The 17,572-nt window shown below is 70.3% G+C and carries 18 protein-coding genes; 17 read left to right on the forward strand and 1 reads right to left on the reverse strand.

Annotated features, from left to right (window positions below; translation table 11 throughout):
* Positions 1-9 precede the first annotated feature (9 nt).
* Genes ACZ5UM_RS05925 through ACZ5UM_RS05940 form a run of 4 tightly spaced genes read left to right on the forward strand, consistent with a single transcriptional unit; the run spans position 10 to position 2,672 of the window.
* Entirely contained in the window at positions 10-588 is a 579-nt protein-coding gene (locus tag ACZ5UM_RS05925) for an RNA polymerase sigma factor (RefSeq protein WP_464847461.1), read from the forward strand.
* On the forward strand, positions 542-1,039 hold the full coding sequence (locus ACZ5UM_RS05930) for an anti-sigma factor family protein (RefSeq protein ID WP_464847462.1): 498 nt from the start codon (positions 542-544) through the stop codon (positions 1,037-1,039). Before ACZ5UM_RS05925 ends, ACZ5UM_RS05930 begins: the two co-directional genes overlap by 47 nt.
* Positions 1,040-1,069: 30 nt before the next feature.
* Positions 1,070-1,690, forward strand: coding sequence for a B-box zinc finger protein (locus ACZ5UM_RS05935; RefSeq protein WP_464847464.1), 621 nt, complete (start codon positions 1,070-1,072; stop codon positions 1,688-1,690).
* Positions 1,691-1,709: 19 nt separating this feature from the next.
* The gene (locus ACZ5UM_RS05940) at positions 1,710-2,672 is read left to right on the forward strand and encodes an ROK family protein (protein ID WP_464847465.1); all 963 of its coding nucleotides are present in this window, start codon (positions 1,710-1,712) and stop codon (positions 2,670-2,672) included.
* 78 nt (positions 2,673-2,750) lie between these two features.
* Here the strand turns inward: ACZ5UM_RS05940 and ACZ5UM_RS05945 are convergent, their stop codons facing one another.
* Positions 2,751-3,008, reverse strand: coding sequence for a hypothetical protein (locus ACZ5UM_RS05945; RefSeq protein ID WP_464847466.1), 258 nt, complete (start codon positions 3,006-3,008; stop codon positions 2,751-2,753).
* Positions 3,009-3,123: 115 nt separating this feature from the next.
* On the opposite strand from ACZ5UM_RS05945, the gene ACZ5UM_RS05950 reads away from it, so the two are divergent.
* From ACZ5UM_RS05950 to ACZ5UM_RS06010, 13 genes are all read left to right on the forward strand, one after another.
* Entirely contained in the window at positions 3,124-3,951 is an 828-nt protein-coding gene (locus ACZ5UM_RS05950; RefSeq protein WP_464847467.1) for a hypothetical protein, read from the forward strand.
* Positions 3,952-4,014: 63 nt separating this feature from the next.
* Complete coding sequence (gene rapZ / locus ACZ5UM_RS05955) at positions 4,015-4,920, forward strand: RNase adapter RapZ (protein WP_464847468.1); 906 nt, start codon at positions 4,015-4,017, stop codon at positions 4,918-4,920.
* Positions 4,920-6,293 (forward strand): gluconeogenesis factor YvcK family protein, encoded by a 1,374-nt coding sequence (locus ACZ5UM_RS05960; protein ID WP_464848298.1) that lies wholly within the window; start codon positions 4,920-4,922, stop codon positions 6,291-6,293. Before rapZ ends, ACZ5UM_RS05960 begins: the two co-directional genes overlap by 1 nt.
* Positions 6,294-7,586 (forward strand): class II aldolase/adducin family protein, encoded by a 1,293-nt coding sequence (locus ACZ5UM_RS05965; RefSeq protein WP_464847469.1) that lies wholly within the window; start codon positions 6,294-6,296, stop codon positions 7,584-7,586.
* A 3-nt stretch (positions 7,587-7,589) separates the two neighbouring features.
* The gene (gene whiA, locus ACZ5UM_RS05970; protein WP_464847470.1) at positions 7,590-8,534 is read left to right on the forward strand and encodes a DNA-binding protein WhiA; all 945 of its coding nucleotides are present in this window, start codon (positions 7,590-7,592) and stop codon (positions 8,532-8,534) included.
* A gap of 139 nt (positions 8,535-8,673) precedes the next feature.
* Positions 8,674-9,669, forward strand: a complete 996-nt coding sequence (locus ACZ5UM_RS05975) for a polyprenyl synthetase family protein (protein ID WP_464847471.1) — start codon at positions 8,674-8,676, stop codon at positions 9,667-9,669.
* A gap of 39 nt (positions 9,670-9,708) precedes the next feature.
* Positions 9,709-10,356 (forward strand): redox-sensing transcriptional repressor Rex, encoded by a 648-nt coding sequence (locus tag ACZ5UM_RS05980; protein WP_464847472.1) that lies wholly within the window; start codon positions 9,709-9,711, stop codon positions 10,354-10,356.
* 122 nt (positions 10,357-10,478) lie between these two features.
* Positions 10,479-11,345: a diadenylate cyclase CdaA gene (gene cdaA, locus ACZ5UM_RS05985; RefSeq protein WP_464847473.1), complete on the forward strand. Its 867-nt coding sequence runs from the start codon at positions 10,479-10,481 to the stop codon at positions 11,343-11,345.
* A complete protein-coding gene (locus tag ACZ5UM_RS05990) occupies positions 11,342-12,616 on the forward strand; it encodes a CdaR family protein (RefSeq protein WP_464847476.1) in 1,275 nt (424 codons plus the stop codon). Before cdaA ends, ACZ5UM_RS05990 begins: the two co-directional genes overlap by 4 nt.
* 18 nt (positions 12,617-12,634) lie before the next feature.
* Positions 12,635-13,978: a phosphoglucosamine mutase gene (gene glmM / locus ACZ5UM_RS05995; RefSeq protein WP_464847477.1), complete on the forward strand. Its 1,344-nt coding sequence runs from the start codon at positions 12,635-12,637 to the stop codon at positions 13,976-13,978.
* Positions 13,979-14,069: 91 nt separating this feature from the next.
* The gene (locus tag ACZ5UM_RS06000; RefSeq protein ID WP_464847479.1) at positions 14,070-14,846 is read left to right on the forward strand and encodes a GerMN domain-containing protein; all 777 of its coding nucleotides are present in this window, start codon (positions 14,070-14,072) and stop codon (positions 14,844-14,846) included.
* A 423-nt stretch (positions 14,847-15,269) separates the two neighbouring features.
* A complete protein-coding gene (gene glmS, locus ACZ5UM_RS06005) occupies positions 15,270-17,099 on the forward strand; it encodes a glutamine--fructose-6-phosphate transaminase (isomerizing) (RefSeq protein WP_464847480.1) in 1,830 nt (609 codons plus the stop codon).
* A gap of 97 nt (positions 17,100-17,196) precedes the next feature.
* Positions 17,197-17,490: a hypothetical protein gene (locus tag ACZ5UM_RS06010; protein WP_464847481.1), complete on the forward strand. Its 294-nt coding sequence runs from the start codon at positions 17,197-17,199 to the stop codon at positions 17,488-17,490.
* The last annotated feature ends 82 nt before the right edge of the window (positions 17,491-17,572 follow it).

Raw genomic sequence — 17,572 nt, forward strand, 5'->3', positions numbered from 1 at the left:
CAGGGAGATATGGATGCGTTCGCCGCCCTTGTGAACCGTCACAAGGGGCGTGTTTACCGCACCCTTTATCAGGTGGTTGGCGACGCCGCCGACGCGCAGGACCTGGCGCAGGAGGTCTTTGTCAAGGTCTACCGCAGCCTCGGGAGCTACCGGGGCGATGCCGCGTTCACCACCTGGCTCCACCGGGTGACCCTGAACATGGCGTTCGACTGGCTCCGGGCCCGCAAGCGGCGACCGCTCACCGTGCCGCTGGAACCGCCCCCGGGCGAGGAGGAGCAGCGGATGCCCGACCTGCCCAGCCCGGAAGCCGGGCCGGAGGAGCTCACGCTCCGGGAAGAGCGGCGCCGGCGCCTGCGGCAGGCGATTGACCGGCTCTCGCCGGACTACCGGGAGGTTGTGCTGCTCTACCACTTCTACCACCTGAGCTATCAGCAGATCGCCGACAGGCTCGGGGTGCCGGTGCGGACGGTGGAAACCCGGCTGTACCGGGCCAGGGCGAACCTGAGACGGATGCTGGCCGACGCGGAAGGAGGTGAGCGCGTTGAAGTGCAGCGATGTGCGCCGGCGCCTGGAGGCGTACTGGGCTGACGAGCTGGCGGAGGCCGAGCGGGCGGACTTCGACGCGCACCTCCGGGAGTGCCTGGCGTGCCGCGACCTCGCGGAGGGCCGGGATCTGCTCAGCGACCTGGCCGATCCGGAACTGGCGCGGATGGTGCTGAACGAACCGCCGCCGCTGCCGGACGACTTCACCGAGCGGGTGATGGCCCGTGTGGCGGCCGAGCAGCCGCGGCCCTTCTCCCTGCTCTGGCCCTGGCTGCAGGGGCACTGGTCGATCCACCAGTACGCCAGCGTCGCCTATGCCCTGGCCGCTACTCTTGTGGTAGTTTCGCTGGGCAACCGGTTTTTCCTCTGGAGCCAGGCCACTGACCGGCTGGCGGTGTGGACCGCCAAGGGGCAGGCTTACTGGGCGGCCATCCAGGCCTGGGCAGGGCCCCTGTCCGACCGGCTGCTGAGCATGTGGTACGCACTGACGGCCTGAATCGACTGACTTTCGCGGGAGGAGACACCGATGAGCTGCACCTACCACCCCGACCGGGAGGTCAGGGGGATCTGCAGCCACTGTGGACGGCCGGTGTGTGCGGATTGCCTGGTTGACCTCGGCGGACAGCCCTACTGCAAGCCGTGTCTGGCCGCGCGCATGCAGCAGCCCGTGCGCGAGATCAACGGGCTGGTCCGCTTCGTCCTCTCCATCGCGCCCGGCGTCGGCCACTTCTACATGGGCTACTTCAACCGGGGCACCCAGTTTTTCCTGATCACCCTCGCAGGCGGCATGATCCTCAACCTGGCGTTCCCCGGACTGCTGGGCCTGTATATTCCCGCCGCGATCTTCTACAGCATCTTCGATGCCCGCGAGATCCACCTGCGGCTCAGCCAGGGGCTGGAGGTGGAGGACCGGGGTTTTCTCGACTTGCAGACGCTGCCCCAGCGGTTCGGACAGCGTCATGCCGCCATTGCTCTGATCGTCCTGGGCGCGCTTGCCCTCTGGCGGGTGATCACGACCGACCTGCTGAGGTGGGTCTTCCAGAGCAGGTACTGGGAGGTGCAGCGGGCGGTCAACGGCTTCACCTTCGGCGCCCTGGCGGTGGGCCTCGGCGTCTGGCTGCTGGTGCGCCAGCAGCGGGGCAGTTAGCGGCGAAGGAGGCGCGCGCATGCCGGCGGGGACCGGGCTGGCTTTGGGGATCGACCTCGGGGGCACGGCGATCAAGGCCGGCGTGGTGAGCCGCGCCGGCGAGATTCTGTCCCGGGCTTCACGGGCTACGGAGCCGGAGACGGGCCCGGAAGGGGTCGCGGACCGGATCGCGATCACGGCCCGGGAGGCCCTGCAGGCCTGCGGACTGACGCTCGGGGACGTGGACGGCGTGGGGGTAGGCACACCGGGGATTTGCGACGCCGCCCGGGGGGTGGTGGTGAGTTCGGGCAACCTGGGCTGGCGGGAGGTTCCCCTGGCTGCCCTGCTCCGCCACCGGCTGGGCGTGCCCGTGCGGCTGGAGAACGACGCGAACTGCGCCGCGTGGGGCGAGCAGTGGTGCGGCGCCGCCCGCGGCGTCGATGACGTTATCCTGTTCACCCTGGGTACCGGCGTGGGCGGCGCCCTGATTCTCGGCGGACGCGTCTACCGCGGGGCGGCCGGCTGGGCGGGGGAGCTGGGCCACATTCGCGTGGCGCCCGACGGGCCGCGCTGCGCGTGCGGCCTGACGGGATGTCTTGAAGCCGTGGCCTCGGCTGCGGCCATGGCGCGGGACGGTCAGGCGGCCGTTGCGGCCGGCCGGTCGCCGGCCATGGCGCGCCTCAGCGCCGGGCAGGCGGGGCGGGTCGACGCCCGGGTGGTCATCGCCGCCGCCCGGGAGGGCGATGCCGCCGCGTCCGCGATTCTGCGGCGTGCCGGGGCGTACCTGGGCCAGGCCGCGGCCATGCTGGTGAGCGCGCTGAACCCCGCCCTGATCGTCGTCGGCGGGGGCGGCGCCTACGCCGGCGACCTCCTGCTGGAGCCGATGCGCCGCGCGATCGCCGAGCAGGCGATGCCCGGCCCTGCCGGCGTCGTCCGGGTCGTGCAGGCTGCGCTGGGCAACGACGCCGGGCTGATCGGCGCGGCGACCCTGGCGTGGCGCTGAGGGAACGTGCGGTTGGATGGGAATACGGAAACCGGGGCAGGCGCGGGCGCCTGCCCCGATGCACGCTGCAGGGGGAGATCAGTCTGCCGGGGAATCCTGACCGGGGACGATCCACGTGCCGCAGAAGGGACAGCGCACCTGCGCGGAGGGCGGGAACGCGCCCAGCCGCTTGCCGCAGCACGACACCTCCCGGAGCGGCAGCGACGGCAGCCTCTGTCGGACCAGCTGCCGCCGGTCCAGCTCCCGGATGTCGGCTTCCACCAGCGCGAGAAACTCCTTCAAGTCGAGACTGCGCAGCTCGCGCTCGGTCCTGGGCTGCCTCGGATGACCTCCCACGGCCGTCACCTCCCGTGCGGAGCGCCACCGGTCACTCTCCCTGTTTCGGAAGGTTTGGCGCCGGGACGCGCAATTCCTGCCGGGAATACTAGCGGCTGCGAGGGAGGGACGCACATTGCGCATCATCGCAGATCTCCACACGGAGGTGCGCACGGGGCCGGCCTCCGGCCGCGCGGCCGAGCAGGTGGCCGCGGCCCTGGCCCGCGGTCTGGAGGCCGTGGCGCTGTTCGCACCGGATCGCAGAAGCGTGAGACCCGTTCTCGAAGCGGCCCGGGACGTCGATCGCCGCACGCCCGCCATGCGGGTGCTGTCAGGCGCCGCCTGCCGGATCGTCTCGCCCGAGGGCGACGTGGACCTGGCCCGGTGGGCCGCGCGGGAGCACGACCTGGTCCTGGCGGTGGCGGCGCCGCAGGTGGCCCCGGCGCTACAGCGCTGGTTCCCCCGCTACCGGCCCGCGCTGCGCCGGACGGTGACCGACGCGGTGATCGCGGCGGTCTACCGGCACGACATCGACCTGATCGCCCTCCCGGGCAGGCTGGAGGTCGACCCGGCGGAGCTGGCCCGCGCCTGCCTGGACCGGGGCGCAGTTCTGGAGGTATGTGCCCGGCGTCCCCGGCCGTCGGCGGCCTTCCTGCGCCAGGCGGCGCGGCTGGGGGTGCGGTTCGCCGTGACCTCGGGCGCCCGCGGGCCTGAAGACGTGGGCGACTGCCGCGCCGCGGTGGCCCTGCTCGCTGCCGCGGGGGTGCCGCCGGAGCAGGTGGTCAACAGCGACCGCGGCGGCCTGGAGGGCTGGCTGGCGCAGCGGCGACGGCTGCCTGACCCCGGCGGGTGGACCGACTGGAGCCGGCAGGGCGGCCGGGCAGAGGCCCCGCGCCGCAGCCGTACGGGACGGCGGCCCAGCGACTGGGCGGACTGGTCCGCACAGGGGGGCGAGATTCACTAGATCGGCGGTGCGGAACAGGAGAAGGGCCGGTCAGGGGCGAATGCTGGCGGTGAGAGTCCGGGGGTGATGGACGTGGGCCAGTCCATTCGGCTGGTGATCGTGACCGGGATGTCGGGCGCAGGCAAGACCCAGGCGCTGAAACACCTGGAGGATCTGGGTTTTTTCTGCGTCGACAACCTGCCCCCGTCGCTCATGCCCAAGCTGGCCGAGCTGTTCGGCCAGACGGAAGGCAAGGTTAGCCGGCTGGCGCTGGGCATCGATATCCGCGGCGGCCGGTTCTTCAACGAAATTCTGGGCGCCCTGCGCGAGACCGCGGAGATCGGCGTGGCCTATCAGATCCTGTTCATGGATGCCGCGGACGAGGTGCTGGTCCGCCGCTACAAGGAGAGCCGGAGGCGCCATCCGCTGGCCCCCCAGGGCCGTCTGCTGGACGGGATCCAGCGGGAGCGGAAGCTGCTGCAGGAGCTGCGCGGCCTCGCCACCTTCATCGTCGACACGACGCACATGACCCCGGCCGACCTGCGGAAGGAGCTGAGCCGACGGTTCGGCCAGGACCAGGAGAGCCCCGGCTTCCACGTGAACGTGGTCTCCTTCGGGTTCAAGAACGGCGCCGTGCTGGATGCCGACCTCCTGTTTGACGTGCGCTTCCTGCCCAACCCCCATTACGTGCCCGATCTCCAGGCGCTGACGGGGGAGGACCCCGCGGTGGACGCGTACGTGATGAAATGGAGCACGACGCAGCAGTTCTTCCGGCGCCTGGTCAGCCTGATCGGCTTCCTGCTGCCGCACTACGTGGCGGAGGGCAAGAGCCTGCTGACCATCGCCATCGGCTGCACGGGCGGCCAGCACCGCTCCGTGTGCCTGGCCCGGCGGCTGGCCGACTGGATCCGGGACCGGGGCTATTCGGTGTCCGTCCAGCACCGGGATCTTCCCGGCCCACCTGAGCGCTCGGAGGAGGAGCGGCCGTGATGCGCATTCTGCGCTGGTTTGCGCCGGGGCTTCACATCAAACGCTGGTTGCTCGTCGCCGTTCTCGGCGTGGCCTTGGTGGTTGTGGGCGTTTCGCTCACCCTGCGGATCAACCTGTACCTGCTGCTGGGCGCGTGGCTGGTGGAGAACGTCGCCGCCAGCCGTGCCGTGTTCTACACGGGGCCGGTCGTCGCCGGCGCCGTGCTGGCGGTCCTCGGCGTGGTGCTGACCTGGGTGGGCGTCAGCCGTCTGGTGAATTCCGTGCTCTCCACGCTCACGGCGCGCGAGGAGGGCGTGGCCGACGCGTTCCTGGAGCGGCGGCTCCTGGTGCGCGGGCCCCGTGTAGTGGCGCTGGGCGGCGGGACCGGGCTTCCGGCGACGCTCAGGGGCCTGAAGAACTACACCGCCAACATCTCGGCGGTGGTCACCGTCGCGGACGACGGCGGCTCGTCGGGCCGGCTGCGCACCGAATTCGGCATCCTCCCCCCGGGCGACATCCGCAACTGCCTGATCGCCCTGGCGGACATCGAGCCGCTGATGGAGCGCCTGTTCCAGTACCGGTTTACCGGCGGAGAAGGGCTCAGCGGCCACCCCTTCGGCAACCTGTTCATCCTGGCGATGACCGAGGCGACCGGGGACTTCTACCAGGCGGTGCGGGCGGCCAGCGAGGTGCTGGCCGTGCGCGGACGGGTCCTGCCCTCCACCCTGGACCACGTCCTGCTGCGGGCGCAGCTCGCCGACGGGCGGATGGTGTCCGGGGAGTCGGCCATCGGCAAGGCCGGCAGCGCCATCCGGCGGGTGTTCCTGGACCGGGCCGACGGCGGCGAGCCGATTTCCGCCCTGGACGACGTGATCGCCGCCATCCAGGAGGCCGAGCTGATTGTGCTGGGCCCGGGCAGCCTCTACACCTCCATCATCCCCAATCTGCTCGTGCCCGGGGTGGCGGATGCCATCCGGCAGTCCTCTGCCCTGAAAATTTATGTGTGCAACGTCATGACCGAGCCGGGGGAGACCGACGGGTTCAAGGTCTCCGACCACATCAAGGCCATGATCGACCACGCCGGGTACGGCGTGATGGACATCTGCCTGGTCAACACCCGGGCGGTGCCTGCCCGTGTACGGGAGCGGTACAGGGAGCAGGGCGCCGAGCCGGTCGTCCTGGATCCGGCCGCCCACAGGCTGGGCGTGCAGGTGGTGGCGCGCGACCTCCTGCGGGTGGAGGGCGACTATGTGCGCCACGACCCGGAGAAACTGGCCCAGGCGATCGGGCACCTGTTCCTGGCCCGGCGGCCGCACGTGGGTCACACGCCCTGGGAGTTTTTCCTGTTCCGACAGCGACTGCGGGAGCGTTCCCGCCTGGAGGGGAGTCGATAGATGGCCGTTTTCAGCGCGCGTGGAGTATGGCCCGGGGAAGCGGAGGGGCGCATCTTCTGGGTGGACGCGGCGTGGAAGCCGGAGCGGGCGGTGTGCGCGGACCGGCCCGCGGAAATCGGCCGGCTGCGGGAGGCGGTCAGCCGCGCCCTGGACGACCTGGACGCGTGGATGGAGCAGCAGCCGACCCTCGGGGGCCGGGTGCTGCTGCAGCACTGCCGGGAAGCCCTGCAGGACCCTGCATTCATGGAGCGGGTCACCATGCTGATCGACCAGCACGGCCTGACGGCCCCCAGCGCCCTGGTGGAGGCCGCCGGGCTGGTGGGCAGCATCATGGCACGGAGCGAGGAGCTCCGGGAACGCGCACAGGCCCTGCAGCAGACGGCCCGGTGGCTGGCCCGCCGGCTGGCGGGCATGGCCTACCCGCCCGATGCCATTCTGGCGGGGGAGGCGTTTTCGGCGCTGGAGCTGCTGGACCGGACGCAGCCGGCCGTGATGGCCGCCGGTGAGCCGCTGGTGGTGGGCGATGTCCCGCTGCTCTGGGGCGTGGACGGGGTCTCCCCGGCGTGGGACGGCCGGCCGGCCCGGATCAGCGGGAGCACCCTGGTCCTCGGGGAGGAGGCGGAGGCCGGCGGGGTGCGGTACGAGGCCGTGCGCCGGGCGGTGCTGGCCGCGGCGCGCCGGATGCGGGCGGACGGGCTGGTGCGGCTGACGGAGGGCAACGTCTCCTGCCGCATCCCCGGGACCCCGCTGTTCGCCATCACCCCCAGCGGCATGGACTATGAGGCGCTGGAGCCCGCGGACATCTGCATCCTGGACCTGGAAGGACGCGTCGTGGACGCCCGCCGGCGCCCCTCCAGCGAGACCCCGCTGCACCGTCTCACCTACCTGCGGCGGCCCGATGTGGGCGCGGTGGTGCACACGCACTCCATCCACGCCTCCGCCTTTGCCTGCACGGGCCGGGAGCTCCCCGTCATCTCCACGGAGCTCGCTGCCCTGGTGGGGGACACGATCCGCTGCGCGCCTTACGCGCCCAGCGGCACCGAGACCTTCGCCGAGGTCGCCCTGGAGGCGCTGGGAGGCGAGGACCTGGCGGTGCTCCTGCAGAACCACGGCGCCATGGCCGTCGGGGAGACGCTGGACAGGGCCTACGCCGCGGCGGTGGCGCTGGAGGAGGCCGCCCAGATCTTCATCCTGGCGCGGCTGGTGGGCGAACCGATCATCCTGCCGGCCGAGGAGCGGCGGCGCATCTTCCTCTCCAGGCGCAGGGCTTACGGGCAGTCCCGGGAGGCGTAGCGGTTGTCTGACGAACTCTCTTTCTCGGCGGCGGTCAAGGGAGAGCTGGCGCTGCTGACCCCGGAGCTGCCGTGCTGCCGGCGGATGGAGCTGGCCGGGCTGGTGCGGGCGCTGGGGCGGCTCCATTTCCAGGGCAGCGGCCGCATCGCCCTCACCCTCGCCACGGATTCCGCCCCGGTTTCCCGCAAGGTGATCCGGCTGCTCAAGGCCGTGTCGCCGGTGAAGTACGAGGTCATCGTGATGCGGCGCCGGAAGCTGCGGAAGAACCTCGTCTACCGCGTGTTCATTCCGCACCAGCCGGAGGCCATGGAACTGCTGCGCCTCTCGGGCTTCATCGACGAAGCGGGCATGCCCGCCGAATGGGTCGAGCCGCCGGAGCTGGCCAACGACCACTGCCGCAGGGCGTTCCTGCGGGGCACGTTCCTGGGCAGCGGCTGGGTGGCGGGCCCCGAGAAGCAGCACCATCTGGAGATCACCACCTCGGCCACGGAGGCGGCGGACGCGCTGGGGCAGATGCTGTTCAGCTGCGGCATCTCCGCGCGGCTCGCGGCCCGCCGGGAGAGCCTGGTCCTCTACGTGAAGGAAGCCGAACAGATCATCCGCTTCCTGGGACTCATCGGCGCGCACCAGGCGCTGCTGCGCTACGAGGAGGTGCGCGTGATCAAGGAGATGAAGAACCGGGTGAACCGCCAGGTGAACGCCGAGGTCGCCAACATGGCGAAGCAGGCGGACGCGGCGGCCCGGCAGGTGGAGGCCATCCAGCGGCTGCAGGCCGCCGGCGTCCTGGAGCAGGTCTCGCCCCCGCTCCGGGAACTGGCCGCCCTCCGGCTGGCCTACCCGCACGCCAGCCTGAAGGAGCTGGGCGAGCTGTGCCGGCCGCCGGTCGGCAAGTCGGGCGCGGCGCACCGCATGCGCCAGCTCATGGCCCTGGCCGATTCGCTCGGATAGAACTGAATGAGTAGTCTTTACAGTTTGCGATTGAGATTCGTCATGGTACAATAGGAATGATGTCACAAGGTCGATTTGCTGAGGCTGGCTCCTCCTTTTGGACCAGGTCCGTCCTACTTCGGAAAGAGCAGGTGATCAGGTGAGTTCGCAACCGCTCGCCGGCAAGACACGGCCGCTCGACGTCTTCTCGGCCATCGCGGAGGATCTGCGGCAGGTGGAGACCGCGATCGAGGCGGCGCTGTCTACCCAGGAGACGATGCTGGAAGAGGTCTCGACCCATCTCTTGCGTTCGGGCGGCAAGCGGATCCGCCCGGCGCTGGTGATCCTGGCGAGCCGCTTCCCCGGCGTGGAGCTGAAGCAGGTCATCGATGTGGCGGTGGCGGTGGAACTCATTCACATGGCCACCCTGGTGCACGACGACGTGGTGGACAACGCCGATCTGCGCCGCGGCCGGCCGACCGTCAACGCCATCTGGAACAATCAGGTCTCGGTCCTGACGGGCGACTACCTCTTCGCCAAGGCCTTCACCCTGCTGGCCGACACCGGCAACAACCGCGTCGTCCGGCTGATGTCCGAAGTGGTGCGGGAGATGAGCCAGGGGGAGCTGGCGCAGATCGCGTCCTACTTCGACGTGGATCAGACCGAGGAGGACTACTACCGCCGCATCGCTCAGAAGACCGGCTACCTGATTGCCGAGGCCTGTCGCCTGGGCGCGGTCATGGCCGGGGCCGATGAGGAGCAGGTGCGCGCCGTCTACGATTACGGCATGGGCGTGGGGCTCAGTTTCCAGATCGCCGACGACCTCCTGGACTTCTTCGGCGACGAGGAAACGGTGGGCAAGCCGGTCTGCGGCGACCTCAAGATCGGGATTCTCACCCTGCCGGTGATCCACGCGCTGCAGCATGCACCGAGGCGGGCCGAGCTGCGGGAACTCATCCAGCGCCGGTCGATCGATGACGCTGCGGTGGCGCACGTGAAGGAGATCCTGGCGGAGGCCGGCTCCTTCGACTACGCCCGCCTGAAGGCGCGCGAGCACATCGACCGGGCTGTGCAGGCCCTGGACCGGCTGCCGACGCTGGCGACCCGGCCGGCTCTGAAGACCCTCGCCGACTTCGTGATCAACCGGAACTTCTGACCTTCCGGTGGACATACCTGAGAATCAGGGGGCTGTTGCATGCGACGGACCAACATTCCTGATGCCGCGATCAAGCGTCTGCCCGTGTACCTGCGGGTTGTCAGTGACCTGGCCGCCGCTGATGTTCCCATCGTCTCTTCGGCGGAGCTGGCCGAGAAGACAGGGCTCTCCCCGGAACAGATCCGGAAAGACCTCGCCTACTTCGGCGCCTTCGGCACCCGCGGGGTGGGCTACGACACCGCCATGCTCAGCCGCCGCATTGCCCGGATCCTGGGCCTTCACCGCGGGGTGAAGGCCGCGCTGGTCGGCTTCGGGCACCTGGGCCACGCCCTCGCCCGCTACTCGCTGACCCAGCACAAGGACATCGTCATCGCGGCGATCTTTGATGTCGACCCCGAGAAGATCGGGCAGGAGATCGACGGCGTCAGGGTTCAGCACGTGTCGGAGATGGTCGAGACCTGTCGCAAGCTGGGCGTCAAGATCGGGATCATCACCGTGCCGGCCGCCGCGGCGCAGTCCACGGCCGAGCTCCTGAAGGAGGGCGGCGTCGAGGCCATCCTGAACTTCGCACCGGCCAAGCTGGTGCTGGACGGCGTCTTCATCCAGAACATCGACCTGACGATCGAACTGCAGAGCCTGGCGTACTACACCTCGGCCAGCGAGGACGAACCGACCGAGGAGCCGTAGCGCGGCTCACGGCGGCGCCCCACGGGGCGCCGCCCGAACTTTTCTGCGCACCTGTTCGTCCAATAGTGAGATGGATTGACGCATGCTATCATAGGAGGAGAAGCAGGGGTTCCCACGAGGGGGTGGCTCCGGTAGACCTGACCAACGCCGTCAACTTCCTGGCCGCCCTGGGCGTGCGCTCGCCGTGGGATGTTCTCCGCACGGTGCTGGACATCAGCCTGGTCGCGTATATCATTTATAAGCTTTTTTCCTTGATACGCGGCACCCGGGCAGTCCCCCTGATCAACGGCGTCATCACGCTGGTGGTCGCGCTCCAGGTGGCCGAGGCCCTACGTCTTTATACCATCCAGTTCATCCTTGAAAACGTGTTCATCGCCGCGTCCGTCGCCCTGCCCATCATCTTTCAGCCCGAGCTCCGGCGGGCCCTCGAGCACATCGGCCGGGGCCGGCTGATCAAGACGAGCCTCCGGCTCGACGAGTTTGGCGACGAGGAGCGGACGCGCATGATCGACCAGGTCGTGCGCGCCGCGGAGATCCTGGGGCGCACGAAGACGGGCGCCCTGATCGTCATTGAGCGCGAAACCGGCCTCAGCGAGTACATCGACTCCGGCATCAAGCTGGACGCGCTGGTCTCCGCGGAGCTGCTGGTCAACCTCTTCGTGGAGAAGACCCCGCTGCACGACGGCGCCGCGATCATCCGGCAGAACCGGGTGGCGGCCGCTGCCTGCTGGCTGCCGCTGGCCGAGGCCACGCCCCTGCCGCACGACCTGGGCACCCGCCACCGGGCGGCCATCGGGATCACCGAGCAGAGCGACTGCGTGGTGGTGGTGGTGTCCGAGGAGACGGGCGTGATCTCGGTGGCCTTCCAGCGCGAGCTCACCCGGAACCTCGACGAGAAGTCGCTGCGCGAGATGCTGATCAGGCTGATGGAGCGCAGCAAGCGGCCGGGCCCGGTGCGGGGCCTCTTTCACTGGGGGGCTTCGTCATGATCAGGCGGCTGCTCTCCCTTCTGCGGCAGGATTTCTGGCTGAAGCTCCTGGCCCTGAGCGTCTCGGTGCTGCTCTGGGCCATGGTGGTTCAGGACTACAACAAGGTGACCTCGGTGACCTTCGATGTGCCGCTCGAGGTGATCTCGCACCCCGAGTACGAGGTGTTCGAGGGCCGCCGGGATCTGGAGACCGAGGTGGAGGTCCGCGTCACCGGCCCGAACCTGCTGGTCTCCTCTCTGAAGGCCGAGGACCTCCGGGCCCGGGTGGACTACCGCACCGTGCAGCAGCCGGGGCGCGCCCAGGAGGTCCGGGTGCAGGTGACGGGCCCGCCCCGCTACGAGGGGCAGGTGGAGTACCGGGCCAACCCTTCCACCGTCACCGTCACCCTGGTGGAGAACCGCACGCTGATGGTGCCCGTCATGGTCACGCCCGAGTCGGGCATTGTGGCCGTGGGCGACCGTGAGTTCCGCTACACCGCCGCCCCGGTGGTCGGCACGATCGCCGTGTCGGGCCGGGCCGACTACCTGGGCCTGGTGCGCACCGCCGTGGTCGCGCTGCAGGGGTCGGACCTGCAGCCGCCCCTGGAGGACGGGAAACTGGCGGAGTCCAGGAGCCGGCTGCAGAAGCCGGTGCGGCTGGTGGACGCGGTCATGCAGCCGGTGGAGAAGCTGGCCGAGCATTTTGCCGAAGTGGAGATCACCTGGGAGGAGCTGCCCCCGGGCAGGCGGGTGGCGGTGTCGCCGCAGACGATCGGCGAGCTGCCGCCGGGCTTCGAGCTGGTCGGGGTGTCTGCCGACCCGGGCGAGGTCACCATCCGCTCGGCCACCCTGGACGGCAGCCTGCCGCCGGTTTCGGCGGTGCTGACCGAACCGGTGGATCTCTCCGGCCAGACCCAGAGCTTCACCACGGTGGCCCGGCTGGTGGCCCCGGCGGGCACGAGCCTGGCGCAGACCTCTGTGGAGGTCACCGTGACGATCCGCGAGGTGAGCGCCGAGAAGGTGTTCGGCGCGGTGCCCATCGCCGTGCAGAACGCGCCCGAGGGGTGGGAGGTGACCCTGAGCCAGCCCACCGCGGAGGTGCGGCTGACGGGCCGCTACACCCTGGTGCACCCGCTGGACGCCAGTGCGGTGATGGCCTATGTCGACGTGCAGGGGCTGGGTCCCGGAACCCACCGGCTGCCGGTGAAGGTGGTCTACCCGCCCGAGATCGTCGAGACGGCCATCGATCCGGCCATGGTCGAGGTCACTATTTCCCTGCCTGAAATCGAGTAGAAAGGGGCTTTCCTCTGTATGCCCAGGATGTTCGGAACTGACGGTGTCCGCGGTGTGGCGAACAGTGAAGCGCTTTCCCCTGAACTGGCCTTTGCCCTGGGGCGGGCAGCGGCGGCGCTGGCCCGGGAACGCTCGGGCGGGCGCGTGACCGCCGTGGTGGGCCGTGACACCCGCCGCTCGGGCCCGATGCTGGCCGCGGCGCTCTCCGCCGGGATCTGTTCCGCCGGTGGCGACGTCGTCGACCTGGGGGTCATCACGACCCCGGGCGTGGCCTTCCTCACCCGGCACCTGAAGGCGGACTTCGGCGTGATGATCTCGGCCTCGCACAACCCGGCCCCTGACAACGGCATCAAGTTCTTCTCGGCCGACGGCTACAAGCTGCCGGACGAGGCCGAGGACCAGCTGGAGGCGAAGGTAAAGGCAAAGCCGGACACCATGCCCCGTCCCACCGGGGCGGACCTGGGCAGCATCCGCCAGAGCGCGGAGGCGGTGGAGGCGTACGTCGAGTACCTGGTTTCCACCGGAGAGCCGCTGAGCGGCCTGCGGGTGGTGGTGGACTGCGGCCACGGCGCGGCTTACCGGGTATCGCCCGAGGTGCTGCGCCGGCTGGGCGCGGAGGTGATCGCGCTGAACACGGCGCCGGACGGCCTCAACATCAACGACGGCTGCGGCTCGACCCACCCCGAGGCGCTGCAGGAGGCCGTGCGGGCGCACGGCGCCCACGCCGGCATCGCCCACGACGGCGACGCCGACCGCTGCATCGCAGTGGATGAGCGGGGCGAGCTGGTGGACGGCGACCAGATCATGGCCATCTGCGCGCTGGACCTGAAGGCCCGGGGGCAGCTGCCCAACGACACCCTGGTGGCCACGGTCATGTCCAACATGGGTCTCGAACTGTTGATGCGCGCGCACGGCGTGAACCTGGTGCGCACCAAGGTCGGCGACCGGTACGTCCTGGAGGAGATGCTGAAGGGCGGTTACGGCCTGGGCGGCGAGCAGTCGGGCCACGTGATCTTCGGCGCGCTCTCCACCACCGGCGACGGGATTCTGACGGCCGTGCAGCTGCTCTCCATTCTCGCCCGGGAACGGCAGCCCCTCTCGGTCCTCGCGGGCCGGATGCAGCGGCTGCCCCAGTGGCTGGAAAACGTGCGGGTCGCACGCAAGGAGGGCTGGGACCAGAACCCCGCCATCCGGGAGGCCATCGCCCGGGCCGAGGCGGAGCTGGCCGGCCAGGGGCGGGTGCTCGTGCGGGCCTCGGGCACCGAGCCGCTGATCCGGGTGATGCTGGAGGGCGCCGACATGGCGCAGATCCAGCGGCTGTCGGTGGCCATCGCGGAGGTGATTCGGACTGAGCTCCAGTAAGAAGAGGCGGCCTGCCAGCCGCCGGTCCACGGGCGCCCCGGCCAGGCGGAGCGCCCGTCCCCGCGCGCGGGGGGGCGGAGCGCCGAAGGACGTGTGGCGCAGTCCGCTCACCCCGGTCGTGCTGGTGATCCTGGTGGTGGTGGCGGCGGGTCTCTGGGCACAGCGGGGCGCCGGCGTGCCGGCTTCGACCGGGAGCGCACCCGGGCAGGCGGAGCCGGGCGTCCTGGACCCGGCGGGCGGTGCAGCGCCTGAGGCTTCCCCGCCCGCCGGCGGGGAGGACGAAGCGGGCGGCCCGGCGGCCCCGGAGACGGGCGGCGGCGAATCCGCCGAACCGGCCAGGGACGCAGCGCCCGAGCCCCAGCAGCCCGCGTATCCCCTGGCCACCAGCCGGTCGGCCATCGACCGGTCCGGCGGCGCGGCGGAGACCATGCGGGTCACGGTTTACTACGTGGACTTTGACGCGGGCATGGAGGCCCTGCAGCCTGTGGAGATTCAGGTCCCCTTTTCCATCACCCCGATCCGGGTTTCGGTGGAGCAGCTGCTGCACCCGCCCGAGGAGCTGGGGCTGTTCAGCGAGTTCCCGCCGGGGACGGCGCCGCGGGGGTTCAACCTGGAGGACGGCGTCGCGGTGGTGGACCTTTCGCCGGAGGTGGAGGGCGTGCGGGGCGAGACGGCGGTGAACGCCGTCGTCGCCACCCTGGTCTACACCCTGACGGAGATTCCCGGCGTGGAGGCCGTGCAGCTGTGGGCCGGTGGGAAGCCGGCCGTGCTGGACGGCTTCGAGTGGTCGGCCCCGCTCACCCGGGCCGACGTGGAGGCGCGGCAGCGGTTCCGGGTGGAGCCGGTTATTCCGTACAGCGGCGGGTAGCCCTCCGGGCAACGGGCTTCCCGCCACTTTTTCTTGACGGTTTTCGTCCCTGCTCCGTACACTGGGAAAAGGAAAGGGGGGAGAAATGCGAGTCTCGTAGGTTCCGGACGGCAAAAGTGCACAGGGACGTCTTGGATCCATGAAGCGCCAGGACTTGCGGCCGGCAGGGTCGCAAGTTGACGAGGTGGGGGATCTCGGAGGATTCGGCGGGTGACCCCCGGTTGCTCACGACCGATAACGGCTCTACAAAGGCCGGGAGCGATCCCGGAGACAAAGGGGCCAGGTGAGGCCGAGGACGGGCATTGGCCGTCCCGGGCATCCTATTGTGCCTTTTTGCCATGTCCACGGTAACCTGCGATGGGCGAGACCAGGCGGGTAGGGTGGACATGGCCCTTTTTTCATGCACACGAGGAGGAACAGACCATGTGCGGCATCGTTGGCTATATCGGACAGCGCGAGGCGCTGCCCGTGTTGTTGGACGGCCTGCAGCGGCTGGAATACCGGGGGTACGATTCCGCCGGTGTGGCCGTGGTCGCGGGAGGCGAGACCCGAGTGGCGAAGCGGCAGGGAAGGCTGCGCGAACTGGAGGCGGCGCTCGCCGGTCTGCCGGCCGGAAGCCGCGTGGGCATCGGGCACACGCGGTGGGCGACCCACGGCCGGCCGTCGGATCGGAACGCGCACCCCCACACCGACGGGTCGGGCCGGTTCGCCGTGGTGCACAACGGGATCATCGAGAACTACGCCGAGCTGCGGGAAGAGCTGGCGCGGCAGGGGTGCGTCTTCCGCTCCGAGACCGACACCGAGGTGATTCCCCACCTGATCGCTTCCCACTACGACGGGGACCTCGTGGAGGCGGTGCGCCGTGCCGTCTCCCGGCTGCGCGGGGCGTTTGCCCTGGCGGTGGTGTGCGCGCAGGAGCCCGACAGGATCGTGGCTGTAAGGGTCGCCTCGCCGCTGGTGATCGGCCTCGGCGAAGGGGAGCACCTGCTGGCCTCGGACATTCCGGCGGTGCTGCCCTACACCCGGCAGGTCATCCCGATGGAGGAGGGCTGGCTGGCCGTCCTGACCCGGGAAGGGGTGACCGTGACCACGGTAGCCGGGGAGCCGGTCCAGCCCCGGGTGATGCACGTGGACTGGGAGCCCCGCCAGGCGGAGCGGGGCGGCTACGCCCATTTCATGCTGAAGGAGATTCACGAGCAGCCCCGGGCCCTGCGGGACACCCTCTCGGGCAGGCTGGACCCGGCGGCCGGCCGGGTGCGGCTGCCGGAGGTGGGGCTCAGCGCAGCTGAGGTGCAGGCGCTCCGCAAGGTGGCGGTGGTGGCCTGCGGAACGGCGGCCCATGCCGGGCTGGTGGGCAAATACCTGATCGAGCGGCTGGCCCGGATTCCCGTAGAGTGGGACCTGGCGTCGGAGTACCGCTACCGGGAGCCCATGGTCGACGACCGGACGCTGTTCGTCGCGGTGTCGCAGTCGGGGGAGACCGCTGACACGCTGGCGGCGATGCGGGAGGCCCGGAGCCGGGGCGCGAAGGTGCTGGCGGTGACCAACGTGGTGGGCTCCACCGCGGCCCGCGAGGCCGACTGGGTGCTCCACACCTGGGCGGGTCCCGAGATCGCGGTGGCCTCCACCAAGGCCTACACCACCCAGGTGGAGGCGCTCACCCTGCTGGCGATCTGGCTCGGGCAGCAGAACGGCCGCATCGACCTCGCCGAGGCCGCGGCGCTGGTGCAGGGACTCCGCCGGCTCCCTGACCAGGCGGAACAGGTGCTGGCGCTGGAGCCGGCGGTGAAGGCGGCCGCGGAGGAACTGGCGCTGCAGAGCGACGTCTTCTTCATCGGCCGGAACCTGGACTACGCCGTGGCTCTGGAGGGGCAGCTGAAGCTGAAGGAGATCAGCTATATCCACGCCGAGGCCTACGCGGCGGGGGAGCTGAAACACGGCACGCTGGCCCTGATCACCGACGGGGTGCCGGTGGTGGCCCTCAACACGCAGCCGGAGCTGGTGGAGAAGACGATCTCCAACATCCAGGAGACCCGGGCGCGCGGGGCCTTTGTGGTGGGGCTGGCGCGGGAGGGGGATGAGGCGACGGCCCGCCACTGTGACCGGGTTTTCTGCCTGCCTCCCGCCCACCGGCTGCTGATGCCCGCGCTGGCGGCGATTCCGCTGCAGCTGCTGGCGTATTACGCCGCGACGGCCCGCGGCACCGACGTCGACAAGCCGCGCAACCTGGCCAAGAGCGTGACGGTGGAGTAAACGGTTGACGCGCCGGAGGAAGGACGATTATTCTTTGAAGATATAGTGGGCGGTGTCACAGAAACTGGCATTGCCCGGGAAAAGGGGGGTGGAAGCTGTGACGTACGGGGGCCCGCGCAGACGGCTGCGCCCCGGGAGCCTGAGGGCCCGCATCGCCGTGCTGGCCGCGTGTGCACTGCGGAGCTGGGCGCAGCGGGTGCACGTGCCGCCTGCCCGCAACAAGGGGCGCAGGAACAAGGGGCGCCACCGCCTCTACACCGAGACAGACCCGGTCCCACTCCAGCGGGGCGGGCGACTGGCCGCCGCCTCCGCGCAGGGGCCCGCCCGTCTGCGGGATCGGGTCGTCAGACGGCTTCCGACCCGGGCGGTTGGGCAGATGCGCGCTGGATAGGACGGCACACACCGCACACCACTCCAGAGGCCGAGCGACCGGTCGCCATTTCGGGTTTCGTTCCCGGACGAGATGCGATGAA

This window comes from Symbiobacterium ostreiconchae (genome assembly GCF_055396975.1).

Coding starts and splice junctions, on each gene's coding strand:
- ACZ5UM_RS05980 (WP_464847472.1), top strand. CDS start 9,709: ATGCGACGGACCAACATTCCTGATGCCGCGATCAAGCGTCTGCCCGTG.
- ACZ5UM_RS05960 (WP_464848298.1), top strand. CDS start 4,920: ATGCGCATTCTGCGCTGGTTTGCGCCGGGGCTTCACATCAAACGCTGG.
- ACZ5UM_RS05935 (WP_464847464.1), top strand. CDS start 1,070: ATGAGCTGCACCTACCACCCCGACCGGGAGGTCAGGGGGATCTGCAGC.
- ACZ5UM_RS05990 (WP_464847476.1), top strand. CDS start 11,342: ATGATCAGGCGGCTGCTCTCCCTTCTGCGGCAGGATTTCTGGCTGAAG.
- glmS (WP_464847480.1), top strand. CDS start 15,270: ATGTGCGGCATCGTTGGCTATATCGGACAGCGCGAGGCGCTGCCCGTG.
- ACZ5UM_RS05925 (WP_464847461.1), top strand. CDS start 10: ATGGATGCGTTCGCCGCCCTTGTGAACCGTCACAAGGGGCGTGTTTAC.
- ACZ5UM_RS05965 (WP_464847469.1), top strand. CDS start 6,294: ATGGCCGTTTTCAGCGCGCGTGGAGTATGGCCCGGGGAAGCGGAGGGG.
- ACZ5UM_RS05940 (WP_464847465.1), top strand. CDS start 1,710: ATGCCGGCGGGGACCGGGCTGGCTTTGGGGATCGACCTCGGGGGCACG.
- glmM (WP_464847477.1), top strand. CDS start 12,635: ATGCCCAGGATGTTCGGAACTGACGGTGTCCGCGGTGTGGCGAACAGT.